This window comes from Mycobacterium sp. Root135 (genome assembly GCF_001426545.1).
Classification (GTDB): domain Bacteria; phylum Actinomycetota; class Actinomycetes; order Mycobacteriales; family Mycobacteriaceae; genus Mycobacterium.
On record NZ_LMEZ01000006.1, the window covers coordinates 112,276 to 126,395 of the forward strand.

General features: G+C 68.3%; 12 protein-coding genes. 5 read left to right on the top strand and 7 right to left on the bottom strand.

Going from position 1 to position 14,120, the window contains the following annotated elements; genetic code table 11:
• The 6 genes from ASD37_RS17200 to ASD37_RS17225 all read right to left on the bottom strand — a co-directional run bounded on the left by ASD37_RS17200 (position 1) and on the right by ASD37_RS17225 (position 7,585).
• On the bottom strand, positions 1 to 774 hold the full coding sequence (locus ASD37_RS17200) for a DUF1206 domain-containing protein (RefSeq protein ID WP_056553789.1): 774 nt from the start codon (positions 772 to 774) through the stop codon (positions 1 to 3).
• A 126-nt stretch (positions 775 to 900) separates the two neighbouring features.
• The gene (locus ASD37_RS17205) at positions 901 to 3,249 is read right to left on the bottom strand and encodes a hypothetical protein (RefSeq protein WP_056553791.1); all 2,349 of its coding nucleotides are present in this window, start codon (positions 3,247 to 3,249) and stop codon (positions 901 to 903) included.
• Between the two features lie 803 nt (positions 3,250 to 4,052).
• Entirely contained in the window at positions 4,053 to 4,442 is a 390-nt protein-coding gene (locus tag ASD37_RS17210) for a universal stress protein (protein WP_056553794.1), read from the bottom strand.
• A 61-nt stretch (positions 4,443 to 4,503) separates the two neighbouring features.
• Complete coding sequence (locus tag ASD37_RS17215) at positions 4,504 to 6,042, bottom strand: tripartite tricarboxylate transporter permease (protein WP_056555303.1); 1,539 nt, start codon at positions 6,040 to 6,042, stop codon at positions 4,504 to 4,506.
• A 2-nt stretch (positions 6,043 to 6,044) separates the two neighbouring features.
• Positions 6,045 to 6,590 carry a tripartite tricarboxylate transporter TctB family protein gene (locus ASD37_RS17220; protein ID WP_056553796.1) on the bottom strand — a complete coding sequence of 182 codons (546 nt, stop codon included), beginning with the start codon at positions 6,588 to 6,590 and terminating at the stop codon, positions 6,045 to 6,047.
• Positions 6,587 to 7,585 carry a tripartite tricarboxylate transporter substrate binding protein gene (locus ASD37_RS17225; protein WP_056553799.1) on the bottom strand — a complete coding sequence of 333 codons (999 nt, stop codon included), beginning with the start codon at positions 7,583 to 7,585 and terminating at the stop codon, positions 6,587 to 6,589. The genes ASD37_RS17220 and ASD37_RS17225 overlap by 4 nt, the downstream gene beginning before the upstream one ends.
• A gap of 117 nt (positions 7,586 to 7,702) precedes the next feature.
• Between ASD37_RS17225 and ASD37_RS17230 the strand changes: the two genes are divergently transcribed.
• The 5 genes from ASD37_RS17230 to ASD37_RS17250 are packed head-to-tail and all read left to right on the top strand — an operon-like array spanning position 7,703 to position 12,721.
• Complete coding sequence (locus ASD37_RS17230; RefSeq protein WP_056553802.1) at positions 7,703 to 9,331, top strand: ATP-binding protein; 1,629 nt, start codon at positions 7,703 to 7,705, stop codon at positions 9,329 to 9,331.
• Entirely contained in the window at positions 9,324 to 10,007 is a 684-nt protein-coding gene (locus tag ASD37_RS17235) for a response regulator (RefSeq protein ID WP_056553805.1), read from the top strand. The genes ASD37_RS17230 and ASD37_RS17235 overlap by 8 nt, the downstream gene beginning before the upstream one ends.
• Before the next feature lie 4 nt (positions 10,008 to 10,011).
• The gene (locus ASD37_RS17240) at positions 10,012 to 10,713 is read left to right on the top strand and encodes a M24 family metallopeptidase (RefSeq protein ID WP_056555306.1); all 702 of its coding nucleotides are present in this window, start codon (positions 10,012 to 10,014) and stop codon (positions 10,711 to 10,713) included.
• Between the two features lie 57 nt (positions 10,714 to 10,770).
• Positions 10,771 to 11,994 (top strand): serine hydrolase domain-containing protein, encoded by a 1,224-nt coding sequence (locus ASD37_RS17245; protein ID WP_056553807.1) that lies wholly within the window; start codon positions 10,771 to 10,773, stop codon positions 11,992 to 11,994.
• Between the two features lie 25 nt (positions 11,995 to 12,019).
• A complete protein-coding gene (locus ASD37_RS17250; RefSeq protein WP_156720944.1) occupies positions 12,020 to 12,721 on the top strand; it encodes a type 1 glutamine amidotransferase in 702 nt (233 codons plus the stop codon).
• Here ASD37_RS17250 and ASD37_RS17255 read toward each other — a convergent pair.
• Positions 12,712 to 14,067: a TIGR01777 family oxidoreductase gene (locus ASD37_RS17255; protein WP_056555312.1), complete on the bottom strand. Its 1,356-nt coding sequence runs from the start codon at positions 14,065 to 14,067 to the stop codon at positions 12,712 to 12,714. The two genes, ASD37_RS17250 and ASD37_RS17255, sit on opposite strands and share 10 nt — an antisense overlap.
• Positions 14,068 to 14,120 lie beyond the last annotated feature (53 nt).

Below are 14,120 nucleotides of genomic sequence, written 5' to 3' on the forward strand. Positions count from 1 at the left end.
TCACATGTCTGCGTGCCGGGCGCGGACGAAGCCATACGCGCCGTAGGCGGCGAGGCCGACTGCGGCGAGCAGTAGGAGGAACTTGCCGAACGGTGCGGCGCCCAGAGTCTTGACCGCGGAGTCGATTCCGGATGCCTTCGCGGGGTCCGCGGTGAAGGTGGCGACGATGACCAGGATGCCCGCACCCGCCAGGACCAAGCCCTTGGCGACGTAACCGACGATTCCCACCCAGGTGACGGCGGTGCCGCCCGACACGTCGAGTTCCTCAAGGAACTTCTTCGTAACGCCCTTGTATACGTGGTAGCCGCCGACCCCGATGATGCCAAGCGCGATGACGATCAAAACCGCCTTGCCCCAACCGGATTTCATCATCTCGGCACTCAGGCCTGCGTTCTGCTGACCACTGGACTTGCCACTGCCCATCGCGAACTTGCCTGCCGAGAAGGCCAGCGAGAGATAGACCACGCCGACGGCAGCCGATTTCACCCGATGCTTGGCGTCGTCCTCGAGGAACGTCTCGACGAGGTACCAGACGCCGAGCGCGGCGAGAACGACCGTAGCCACCCACAGCATGACCGCGCCGCCGGGTTGAGCCGCAAGCGTCGCCAACGCGCCGGACTGGTCGGCGTTTCCGCCGGCGCCCAGCGCCAATTGCGCGACGATGAAGGCAATCAGAAGGTGCAGGAGTCCGCTGGCCGCAAAGCCCGCTCGCGCCACGCGTTCGAACCATACGTTGTCGTGGGCGGTGTGAGCCGCCGACCGGGTGTCGACCATGGCTCGGGTGTACCCAGGCCTCGCGACGTGCCAAACCGAATATTGACGGCAATGTAGAGGCATGGCAGACGACGATGGGCCCCTCCGTCGGGAGGGGCCCATCGCCTTTACGTCGCTGCTGCCCGGCTAGGCCGCCGCGGCGCCCGACTTGGTGTCGCCGCCGGCACCGGATGCAGACTTCGCATCCTTGGCGTCCTGCTTAGCCTGCTTGGCGGCGTCCTTGGCGTCCTGCTTAGCCTTCGCTGCAGCCGCCTTGGCCTCCTGCTTCTCCTTCGCAGCTGCCGCCTTGGCCTCCTGCTTGGCCTTCTTGTCCGCTGCCTTGGCCTCCTGCTTGGCCTTCGCAGCTGCCGCCTTGGCCTCCTGCTTCTCCTTCGCAGCCGCCGCCTTCGCGTCCTTCGCGGCCTGCTTGGCATCGCTGCTCGTCGGCGTCACGTCGGTTCCCGGCGTGGTCGTTCCGGCGGTGACGGCCGTCGGAGTGCCCTTGTCCAGCTTGGCGCTGCTCTGGACGTCGGCCGAACCCTTGTTCGCCTGAGTGGCCGATGGGCCCGAGATGATCCCGGCTGCCGTCTTGATCGTGGTGTCGATCGTGCCGGCCACCTGGTTGGCAGTCGCCAACCCCTTGGCACCGACGGCGCCTGCGGTCGCCAGACCCTGCGCGGCCGTGTTCGTAGCACCAGCCAGAGCCTGGGCGCCGGTGTTCACGATGCCGGCAAGAGCCTGAGCCCCCGTCGCCGTTCCGTACGCGAGAGCCTGCGCGGCCGTCGCTCCGGCCCCGGCGAGCCCCTGAGCCAACCCGGTCACGCCACCGGTCGCCAACGACTGCAGCGCGGCCGCGTAGTTACCGGGGTTCAGCGGGTTGGCGAGGATCGCCGCAACAGCGCCCACGCCACCGGCGGCGAAGGCGCCGCCGGTCTTGCCGATCGCAGCCAAAGCCGTTGCGCCCGTGACGCCAATGCCCTGCAGCGCGGTAGCGCCCGTGACGGTGACAGCCCCCAGCGCGGCGATACCCGTCGCGCCTGCGGCCCCAAGGGCGGCAACCCCGGTCACGCCGAGGCCTTGCAGCCCGATCGCACCGGCGTCCCGAATGCCCGTCAGCGTTTCTCCGACGGCTTGCCCCGTGCCCGCGAGGACCACGGCGGCCGCGGCCGCGAGATCTCCGGGGGTGACGGCCAGCGTGGAGACCTGGCCGGCGTCGAGCGACGCCACGCGGGCCGCGGATGCGGCGACCGGGGCAGGCCCGATCGCCAGTCCGAGTGCGGTCGTGATCGCACTGATCAGCGTGGCACCGACGCCGCCGACGGTCGCAAGGGTGGTCGCACCCGCTTGTCCGAGGCCGGCGAGCGCCGCAGCGCCACCGCCAACCGCCGAGGCGAGGGTGACGGCGCCTGCCTGCGCGACCGGGCCGAGGGCCGCGGCAACGTTGTTGATGGTGGCCAGCCCGGCGGCGAGCGTGTCGCCGAGGCCGGCAAGGCCCAGCGCACCCGTGGTGCCGAGTCCGGCCAGACCGGTCGTCAGCCCGACGGACGTGCCGGTCAGCAGCGAGCCGAGCGCCACCGCGTAGTTCGCGGGGTTCAACGGATTGGCGAGAATGGCCGTCAGTGCGCCAACCCCGCCGCCGGCGATCGCGGCGCCGGCAGCGCCCGCGGTCGCCAGTCCCGATGCGCCGACCGTACCGATGGTCCCCAGGCCCGTGCCGATCGTGTTGCCGATGCCGTTGAGGCCGACCGCGCCGGCTTGGACAATCCCTCCGAAGGCCAACGCCCCGGCGGTGCCGAGACCCGCCAGCGCGGTGCCGAGTCCGGCTCCGACGCCGGCCAGTGCCTGCGTGCCCGCGGTCGCAAGTCCCACGTAGGCATCGCTCAATGCCAGCGCGGCCCCGGTTGCGAGGGTCCCCACCGCGGCCAGCAGGTCGGGGGTGAGGTCCGCCAGTGCCTGACCGACGGCGTTGTTGAGAGTGGTGCCTACCTGGCCAAGGGTGGCCAGCAGGTTGGTGCCCAACGCACCCACCGCATAGTTCGCCAAGTTGCCCGTCACGCCGAGTCCCAACGCGGCTGCACTCAGCCCCTGGCTGCCGCCCGCGATGAGAAGCGCCAATGCGGCCGGGTAGGCGCCCGGGTTGAGCGGATTCGCGGCGATCGTCGCCAGTGCGCCGATGGTGGTCGCCGACAACGTGTTGCCGAACGTTCCGACGGTCTGGTTGAGCGCGTTGCCCGCGGTGCCGAAGTTGAACAGTGCGTTCGAGCCCGTGACACCGAGGCCCTGGGCGCCCTGGGCCAAGGCCAGCGTGGCGCCGGCGGTGAGGTCGGCGAGTGCAGACGCCAAGCCGGTGGGGGTGTATTCGGCGAAGACCGTCGAAATCTGGTCTGCCTTGATGCTCAGACTCGGCGGAGTAGGCGTCAGGGGAGCAATCGCGATGGCGGTTGCACCTACGAGAGCGATACCTGCGGTCAATGGCGAGCGGATGGCGCGTTGCATGTGAATCTCCTGCGTTGGGATGAGACCGATGGGCAAACTTTATAACTCCGTAATGGTCGGATGCACTACTTTGCTGGAGAAATTTTTCAATCGCCCCGTCGATCTTGAATTTCATTTGCTGAGCGACGCCAACGGCGGCTTGCCAATCGAACCGGCGGCGGGATTCTGGCAAAGTACCCATGAACGAGCCGACCCTAATTTGGCCAGCCACAGCAACGTGTTGATTCATCGGTCCGCGCAAGGACGGATTGACGGCGTCGTTGATAACAGCAGTTCAGGGGTAGTAAACCGGGACCGAGGCGCCCATGCGGGGACGAGCAGCGGACCCACACAGCAATCTAGTGATCGGCACAACCCGGAGCGACGGCGGTGGCCTGGCTCACTCTTGGCCGCCGACCCAACGATTCGCCCGCATGCGGAGTTCCCGCGGTGGCGGGCAGCCCTCGCGTGGCGAGGCCTCGGAGTGTCGCGACCGGTTACCGACGGGTAACGGGTCGATTGAACCCCGCTGCACCAGGGATATCCGCAGAAGTGGCCTGTGACGGCGCTGCGGCGGAAATTGCGGAGGTATCGGCCGTCAGACGGTCGACGCCGGGGTGTCTCGACCCCGGCGCCGTCCGGCCAACTCCGCGAAGCCCCACTTCACGGGGGATATTGCAATTGCACGGCAGCGTTTCCAGGCGGTCTCGCCATTTGCGATCATGATCGCTTTAAAGGCGAGATGCGAATGTTCCCTGCCATTCTTCGACCAATCTCCAGTTCGCCAGCAGCAAATGATATTGACGCTTGCGTCGATGCCTGGTCTACGGGGCTGGTTTGACGGCCAGCACCGGCTTCTGACATTCGAGGAGCAGCTGTTGGGACACACTTCCCAAGAGCAGTTTTCCCACCGGATTGCGGTGCCGAATTCCGATTACCAACAGCTCGGCATCGGGACGGTCCATCACCGTGAGGAGCTCGTCGACGGGGTCGACGCCCACCGGCTGGGTCAGCTCGTACGCCAAGCCGCTGTTCCTCAGCCGCACCTCGACGTCGTGCACCTCGGGGGCTCCTGCGAAGGCCGGGTCGACGTACGCGTCGCCCTTGGTCGAGTTGACGACCAGCAGACCCGTCCCCCGCACCGACGCCTCGGTCATGGCGTGTTCCAGCGCGGCCTGGCCGTACTGGTCCGCGGTGTATCCGACGACTATCATTTCGCCTCCTCGCGCAAGCGCTCGTCAGTGCCAGTCGGTTCCTCGCGCAAGCGCTCGTCAGTCACGCCTGGGCCTTCTCTCTCTGATCCTTGTCATCCTCAACCAGCAGCAGCGTCTCCTCGCTGCGGTTCATCAGCTTCAGCACCAACGGCGCCAGCAGCAGCAACGCCATGCAGACGTACACGCCGATCGCCACCGGCTCGGTGAACAGGCTCCCCCACTCGCCGCCGCCCAACTGAAGGCTCTGCCGCAGCTGACGTTCGATGCGCGGTCCGAGGATGACGCCGATGATCAGCGGCAGAACCGGGAGGCCGAACCGCCGCATCATCAGCCCGAGCAGGCCGAAGACCAACAGCAGCACCAAGTCGAGCGGCTGGATGTTGACGGCGAAAGCTCCGAGCGTCGCGAAGAACAGGATGCCCGCGTAGAGATACGGCCGCGGGGTCCGCAACAGCTTCGCCCACAGCGGTGCCAACGGAAGGTTCAGCACCAGCAGCAGGAAGTTGCCGATGAAGAGGCTTGCGATCAGCGTCCAGATCAGCAGCGGCTCCTTGTCGAAGAGCGTCGGGCCGGGCTGGATTCCGTAGGACACGAACGCCGTCAGCATCACCGCGGCGGTCGCGTTCGTCGGCAGGCCGAGCGACAGCATCGGCACCAAGGTGCCCGCCGCCGACGCGTTGTTCGCCGCTTCCGGACCCGCGACACCCTCGATGGCACCCTTGCCGAACTCCTCGGGATGCTTGGAGAGCTTCTTCTCGGTGATGTAAGACAAGAACGTGGGCAGCTCGGCGCCACCGGCGGGCAGCGCGCCGAACGGGAAGCCGTACGCCGTCCCGCGGAGCCACGGCTTCCACGACCGCTGCCAATCGCTCTTGCCCATCCACGGCCTTCCAACCGGGATGACCTCGGCCGGCTTCTGCCGCAGGTGCGCGGCGACCCAGAGGGCCTCGCCGAGGGCGAAGATCGCCACCGCGATCACGACGATGTCGATCCCGTCGGACAACTGCGGCAGCCCGAACGTGGCCCTGGCCTGCCCGGTCAGGGAGTCGATGCCGACCAGTCCGATCGCCAGCCCGAGGAACAATGAGATGCCGCCGCGTAGCTTCGACGAGCCGAGCACCGCGGTGACCGCGACCAATGCGAACAGCATGATCGCCAGGTAGGACGGCGCGCCGAGGGTGACGGCGAAGCGTGAGATCGCCGGGGCGAAGAGCGCCAGCAGCAGGGTGCCGATGGTGCCCGCGACGAACGACCCGATGGCCGCCGTCGCCAGCGCCTGCGCGGCTCTGCCCGCCTTGGCCATCTTGTTGCCCTCGATCGCCGTGATCACCGACGACGACTCACCTGGGGTGTTCAACAGAATCGAGGTGGTCGACCCGCCGTACATGCCGCCGTAGAAGATGCCGGCGAACATGATGAACGCCGCGCTGGGGCTGACGTTGTAGGTGATGGGCAGCAGCAGCGCCACCGTCATCGCGGGCCCGATGCCGGGCAGGACGCCGACGGCGGTGCCCAGGAGCACGCCGATGCAGGCGTAGAGCAGATTCATCGGCGTGGCGGCCTGCTCGAAGCCCTGGAGAAGCCAGCCCAGATTGTCCAACATCAGAGAATCCCATCCAGAATGCCTGCGGGCAGCGGAATTCCGAGCCCCGAGTAGAACGCGTAGAAGCTCGCGGTGCTCAGCACCGCACCGATCACGATGTTGCGCACGTAGTGCTTGCTGCCGAGAACCGTTGCGCACGCGGCGAACATCAGTGCGCCGGTGATCGCCCAGCCCAGCGGCAGGACGAGCAGGATCGTGGCCACGAAGATCGCGACCAGCAGACCGACGGTGCGCCAGTCACTGGGCCGATTCGGGTCGATGTCCTCCCCCGCATCCGCCTCGCCCTTCGAGCCGCGTGGGATGGCGATCGCCAGGATGGCAGCCATCACCAACAGACCGATCCCGATGATCATCGGAAACAGCCGTGGCCCAACGGGATCCACCTTGGCGAAGCCCCCGGGAAGGTTGAGCGCGTCGTAGATGATGAACGCGCCGACCAGCACCAGCACCGCGCACACCAGGTATTGCGCCCGGTCGACGGTGGGCTCCGGCTGCTCCTGCGTCGTCACCGGCGGCTCCGCCGGCTTCTCGATCGGCTCGGTCATAGCAGCCCCAACTCGGTCAACGTCGTGGAGACGCGTTGGTCCTGATCCTTGAGGAACTGTTCGAACGGTGCTCCGGTCATGAACGCGTCGCTCCAACCGTTCTTCACCAGGGCCTCCTTCCAAGCGTCGGTGGCATGCAATTCTTCGAGTGTCTTGACGAGCACCTGCTTGGACTCCTCCGAGATGTCCGGCGGGGCCAGGACGCCACGCCAGTTGGTGAAGGTGAGGTTGACTCCGGCTTCCTTCAGCGTCGGTGCGTCGACGCCCTCGACGCGCTTGTCGCCCGAGACCGCGAGAACCCTGACCTGACCGGCCTCGATCTGGTCGACGTACTCGCCGAGACCCGAGGTGCCCGCCGCGATCTTCTGCCCGAGCAGTGCGGTGAGCAGATCGCCGCCGCCGTCGTAGGAGACGAAGTTGACCTTCTTGGGGTCGACGCCAACGGCGCGTGCGGTCTCCATCGGGAACAGGTGGTCGGGACCGCCCGGCGAGGAACCGCCGCCGATGGTGACCTTGGCCGGATCGGCCTTCCACGCCGCGACGAAGTCGTCCATCGTCTTGAACGGGGAGTCGGCGGGCACCAGGATGCCCTCCTGCTCCTCGACGACCTTCGCGAGCGCGGTCGCATTGGTGGCCAGAGCACTGGACCCGTTGGTGTAGACCGCGCCGACGACGCCGAGCCCCATCATCATCATGAGGTCGCCGTTGCCCTTCTCGTTCATCAGCCGGGCCATGGCCACGGTGCCGCCTGCGCCGATGACGTTGAAAACCTCGACGCGACCGGTGATGTCGTCGTCTTCCATGATCTTGACGGCGGTGCGGGCGGTCAGGTCGTACCCACCGCCGGGGCTGTTGGGCACCATCATTCGCAGCCGGTGCAGGCCGGAGTCGTCGTTGCCGCGCGTCACCCCGCAGCCGGTCGCGAACGCGGCCGCGAGCGCGAGGCTGATCAGGAACGCGAGAATGCGCGTCGTTCTAGGAGGTCGTGCTCTCATAGGGTCGTCCCAATTCGCTTGAGTGTGATGCTCAGCAATACTGGACCCCCGAGGTGACACAGGTCACTCTTTCGAACGCAAAGGAAGTTGTGGTCGTTGCGATCACCCTGGAGACGTGTGGGACAGGCCCGCGCCGACCGCGCCACGCGTCGTACCCGCAGCCTTGCCGGCCAGTTCCTGGTCTTCCAGTTGGTCGTGATCGCCATCGTGCTGGCGGCCGTCGCCGCGGTGTCTGTCACGCAGTCCACCGACGAGTTCCGTGACGTCCGCGGACAACGAATGATCGCGGTCGCGGAGAACTTGGCGTCGACGCCGATCGTCCGCGAACGGTTCGCCGATCCGTTCGCCGCGCAGATCCTGGCCCCCGACGTCGACCGCGCGGTAGCCCTGTCCGGCGCCGAGCTCGCCGAGATCGCCGACCCCTCCGGAGTCGTCCGGGTGTCGACGGATCCGTCGCACATCGGTCGCAGGCTGGACCTCACCGACAGCGGCGCTGCACACGGCCGGGCCTGGTTCGGGGATCTCGACGTCGACGGCGTGCACAGCCTGGCGGGCCAGGTCCCCATCAACGACATCAACGGGGTCGTCTTGGCCGTCGTGTCGGTGTCCGAGCGCTACCCGTCGGTGTGGCAGCTGCTCAGCGGTGCGGGCGAGCGGCTCCTGGTGTACCTCGGACTCGGCGCCGCTCTGGGGACGATGGCGTCCTGGCTGCTGTCGCGGCGCATCAAACGGCAGACCCGCGGGCTGGAGATCGCCGAGATCGCCAGCCTCGCCGAACATCGAGAAGCCTTGTTGCACAGCATTCGAGAAGGCGTGGTCGCCGTGAACAACGACGGCGTCATCACCGTGCTCAACGACAGCGCCCAGGCGTTGCTCGACGTGAGTGCCGGTGCCGTGGGACGCCGGGTCGACGAGGTCGACCTCGATCCGGCGGTGACCGAGTTCCTGCTGGCGGGCGGAGACGGGCGGGACGCCCAATCCGATGTCGTGATCGTCACCCGCACCCGGGTGTTGGCGCTCAACCGTCGTGCCGCGACCAGCCAGGGCAGGCGGATCGGCACGGTCACCACCATGCGTGACAGCACCGAGTTGGCGTCCATGCAGGGCCAACTCTCGTCGCACAAGAGCGTGACCGACACCCTGCGCGCCCAGACCCACGAATTCGCCAACCAGCTGCACACCATCTCGGGGTTGGTTCAGCTCGGCGAGTACGACTCCGTCCACGACTTCGTCGGCGCGCTGACCCGCCGCCGTGCCGAAATCAGTGACGCCGTAACCCAACTCGTCTCCGACCCGGCCGTCGCGGCGCTGCTGATCGCAAAGACGTCCCTGGCCGCCGAAAGCGGCGTGGCCCTGACGATCGACGGCGACTCACACCTCTCGGCGCTGGACCCCGCACTGTCGACCGACGTCATCACCCTGCTGGGTAACCTCATCGACAATGCGGTCGACGTGTCCGAGGGTTCGCCCGAGGCGCGGGTGACCGTCCACCTCGACGACGCGGAGGGACTAACCGTGACGGTCACCGACTCGGGACCCGGTGTGCCCGAGCATCTTCGGGAGGAGATCTTCGCCAGGGGCGTCACCTCCAAACCCGACGTTCCCGGCGGGCGCGGCATCGGCTTGGCGCTCGTCCGGCTGGTGAGCGCGCAACTGGGCGGCACGGTCGACGTGACCGACGCACCGTCCGGCGGGGCGTGCTTCCGGGTGAACCTTCCGCCGGCGAGGCTGGCCGAACATGCGTGACGTGCTCGTCGTCGACGACGACTTCATGGTCGCCGAGATTCACCGCAAGTTCGTCGACCGCGTCGACGGATTCTCCACGGTCGGTGCGGCGCGCAGCGGGTCGGAGGCCCTCGAGATGGCCGGCGCCCTGCAGCCCGACCTCATCTTGCTGGACGTGTACCTGCCCGACATGACGGGTCTGGACGTGCTCAAGCGGCTCCGGTCGGCCGGTGACGCCGTCGGCGTCATCATGATCACCGCGGCCCGCGAACTCGACACCGTCAGCGGGGCGCTCGACGGCGGCGCGGCCGACTACCTGATCAAGCCGTTCGAATTTCCCCAGCTGCAAGCCAAGCTGGAAGCCTTCGCCGCCCGCGCCGACGCGCTGTCCTCGGAATCGGGAGCCGACCAGTCCCTGATCGACTCGTTGTTCGGAAGCCAGGGCGGCGCGGCGGGAGCCACCTCCGACGACGCGCTACCCAAGGGCCTCGGAAAGGTGACCGGACAGCTGGTGCTCGACGCCGCGCGCACCGCCGGCGAGGTGTCCTCGGCGGAATGTGCTGAGCTGGTTGGCATTTCGCGGGTCAGCGCGCGCCGGTACCTCGAGCACTTCCTCGGCGCCGGCGCCCTCGAGCTGCGTCTGCAGTACGGCGCGGGCAGGCCCGAGCGCCGCTACCGGGCACGCCGCGCAGAATAGGGTGATGGACGCATCGACCCGGGACAGCTCGACTGCTGCAGCCCTTCGCGACGCCGAACGCAAGGCCAACACCCTCTTCGAGGAGGTGGTGGCGCGCGGGCTGATCGTGCCCGGCGTCGGCGAACGCCAGCTCAGCGACCAGATCCGCGAGCTCGCCGACGAACTGCTCGGCGTCAGGAAGTTCTGGCACAAGCGCATCGTGCGCGCCGGCGCCAACACCATGGAGCCCTACGCCGAGAACCCGCCCGAGCGTGAGATCGGGGCCGACGACATCGTGTTCCTCGACTTCGGTCCCATCTTCTCCGACTGGGAGGCCGACTTCGGCCGGACCTACGTCCTTGGCGACGACCCCGCCAAGCACCGGCTCGCCGACGACCTGCCGCGGATCTGGGAGGCCGGCCGGGAGTACTTCGAGGCGCACCCCGACATCACGGGGGCGCAGTTGTACGCCCACGTGCTCGGACTGATTCGCGACGCCGGGTGGGATCACACGGGAGAGCACGTCGGCCATCTGGTCGGCGAGTTCCCGCACGTGCGCATCAGCGGCGACAAGATGGCGAGCTACATCGCCGCGGCGAACCCCGACCCGATGCGCCGCACCGACTCAGCGGGCCAGCAGTGCCATTGGATCCTCGAGGTGCACCTCGTCGACCGGCACGGTGGTTTCGGCGGGTTCTTCGAACAGCTGCTCGACATCCCTTCCTAGCGGGAGGGATTCGCGATACCGGCCCTGTGCCGGTGAGCCGGCTGCCATGCTCAGCGCATGTCGCTGCGCCGAACACTTTGTGCGCTGGCGTGTTCGGGCCTTCTGCTGACCAGTTGCGCACCCCGTCCGACGCCTGCGCCGGCGAACACCGCGGACTACCGGACCGACGCGATCACCAAGATCGTCGACGACGTCATGGCACAGGCGCACCTGCGTGCGGTGCTGGTCCGGGTGACCCAAGACGGCAAGGACGTCCTCACCCGGGCGTTCGGCGAGTCCATCACCGGGGTGCCCGCCACCGTCGACATGCACTTCCGCAACGGCGCCGTCGCCATCTCGTACGTCTCGACGCTGCTGCTGCGTCTGGTCGACGAGGGCACAGTCCGTCTCGACGACCTGCTGTCGACGTGGTTGCCAGACGTGCCGCACTCCGATCAGGTCACGCTGGGTCAGCTCGCGCAGATGACGTCTGGCTACGTCGACTACGTCATCGGCAACACCGCCATGGACGACGCGCTGTACGCCGACCCGTTCCGGCAGTGGACGCAGGAGGAGCTGCTGGCCTTCGCCGTCAACCAGCCGCTGCGCTACGCGCCGGGCACCAACTGGAACTACGCACACACCAACTACGTGCTGCTCGGGCTGGCCCTGGAGAAGGCGACCGGTGAGTCGATGCCGAAGTTGCTGTCGGACAAGGTGTTACGGCCACTTGGCCTGACCGGCACGGCAAACTCCGACACCGCCGAGATCCCGGCGCCCGTGCTGCACGCGTTCACCTCGGAGCGTCGCGAGGCACTGAGGATCCCGGCGGGCGTTCCGTTCTACGAGGAGAGCACCTTCTGGAACCCGTCGTGGACGATCACCCACGGCGCAATCCAGACCTCCACCATCTACGACCTCGAGGCGACCGCGGTGGGCGTCGGCTCGGGCAAGCTGTTGAGCCCGGAGTCCTACGAGAAGATGGTGTCCACGTCGCTACGCGGTAGGACGCGGGCCATGCCGGGATGCGAGACCTGCGCTCCGATGACCGACGGCTACACCTACGGCCTCGGCATCGTCGTCTCCGGCGACTGGCTTCTCCAGAACCCGATGTTCGCCGGGTACGCCGCCGTCGAGGCCTACCTACCGCAGGCGAAGATCGCCATCGCCGTGGCGGTGACCTTCGCGCCGGAGGCGTTCGACGACCACGGCGGCTATTCGAACGCCGCACAACTGTTGTTCCGTCGGCTCGGCGCCGAGCTGGCCCCGGACCACGCGCCGCCGGTGCCGCCTGCGAAGTAGGACCGTTCGCCCGTATCCTCTAGCGGTGGCGAAGACGGTGCTGTTCCTCTACAACGATCCCACTGCGCCCGAGGCGATGCTGGGAGACGCGTTCACCGAATGCGGTTACGACGTCGCGACTTTCGAGGTCGTCAGCGCCGCTCAAGCCGGCGATCCGGCATTCGACGCGACGATGCCGGACCCGACGGCCTACGACGTGGTCGTCCCCCTCGGCTCCCGGTGGGGCGTGAACGACGGGTTCGCGTGGATGGACTCGGAGGCGGCGATGGTGCGGGACGCACACGCGGCGGGGGTCCCGATGCTGGGAGTGTGCTTCGGCGGCCAGCTCATCGCCCACGCGTTGGGCGGCTCGGTCACCCGCTCCCCCGCACCCGAGGTCGGCTGGTTCGACGTCGACGCCTCGCGGACCGAACTGGTGCCGAGCGGACCGTGGTTCGAGTGGCACTTCGACCGTTTCACCGTCCCTCCCGGGGCGGTGGAGATCGCCAGGAATTCGAACGCCTCCCAGGCATTCGTCATGGGCGCCACGATGGGCCTGCAGTTCCACCCCGAGGTCGACGAGCTCCTGCTCGAGATGTGGCTGGCCGGCAACGGCGTCGACGAACTCGCCGCGCTGGGCCTCGACGCCGACCGGTTGCGCACCGCCACCCGGGCCGAGCTGGAGAGCGCCATCAAACGGGTGCACGCGCTGGTCCGGGCGTTCGTGGACGGGATCGCTCAGGCCTGAGCGTGGCCCAGCTGGTGGGCCAGCGCGTCGCCTACCAACGGCTGGCGGAAGCGGTGTCCCGCGTTCTGCAGCTTCACGGGCAGCACGCGCTGGTTGGCCTCGGCCAGTTCGCGGGCGCCCTGGCTGCCGAGCAGCAGCCGCGGACCGAACGCGGGCACCGGCAGCAACGCTGGTCGATGCATGGTCTTCGCCAGCGCAGCGGTGTAGTCGACGTTGCGCACGGGGTTCGGCGCGACCGCGTTGACGGGTCCGGTCAGAGGCTCGTCGTAGAGCGCGCGGTAGTACACGTCGACCAGGTCGTCGATGCCGATCCACGACAGCCACTGCTGGCCGCTGCCAAGCCTGCCACCCAACCCGGCGGCGAACAGCGGCCGCATCAGCTTGAGGGTTCCGCCGCGGGCGGCTTGCACGATGCCGGTGCGCACTGCCACCACGCGCCGGCCGGCCTCGGACGCCGGTGCGGCCGCGGCCTCCCAGTCGGCGACGACGTCGGCCAGGAAGCCGTCGCCGCGTGAGCTGTTCTCGTCGAGCGGGGTGTCGCCGCGGTCATACCCGTAGTAGCCGATCGCAGAGGCGGTCACGAACGTCGTCGGGCCACCGGGGCGGGCGGCGACCTCCGCGAGCTTGCGCGTCGGCTCGATGCGGCTGTCCCGAATCGCCGCGCGATGGGAGTCGGTGAAGCGGCCCGCGATCGACGTACCGGCGAGGTGCACCACCGCGTCGGTGCCGTCCAGCAGATCGGCCGCGGGCGCATCCGGATTCCACCGGCGCTCGTCGGGGCCGGTGGGAGCGTGCCTAACCAGTCGGATCACCCGGTGGCCACCGCTGGTCAGCAGCGCGACCAACGCCGAGCCGACGAGACCGGACGCTCCCGTGACGGCGATCGTCCTGGACTGGAAACCCGCTTCGGCGGCGTCGCGGTGGGCGTCGAGGTCGTCGGCCAGTTGGCGATGGCGGTACACGAAGGTCTGCCGGAGGGCGGCCGCCGGGACCGGGGCGTCGACGCGGTCGTGGACCAGGGTGGCGTCCGGCCCCGCCGCGCTGAAGTCGTGGGTGTGGCGCCAGGTCCCGATGATGCGCGGCGGCCACGACCGCAGGCCGTCTGAGGACAGTTGGTCGACGAAGCGGTGCGGCGGGTCGTACTCGGCACCCTCGTGCTGCGCGACCCACCGCAGGCCGGCGGGCAGACCGAGCACCGCACGTCCGTCGGCCACCGACGCGGTCTCCGAGACCACCGTCATCGGCTGCCACGGCGGCACCAGCCGCGGCATCGCGCCGGGCCGGGTATGCCAGGCGAAGACCTCGTCCAGCGGATGGTCGACGACGCTCTCGTACTCGATGCCCACGACATCCATTCGTAGCTGCTGCGATGACGGATTGCACCCGGTCGGCGGCTCAC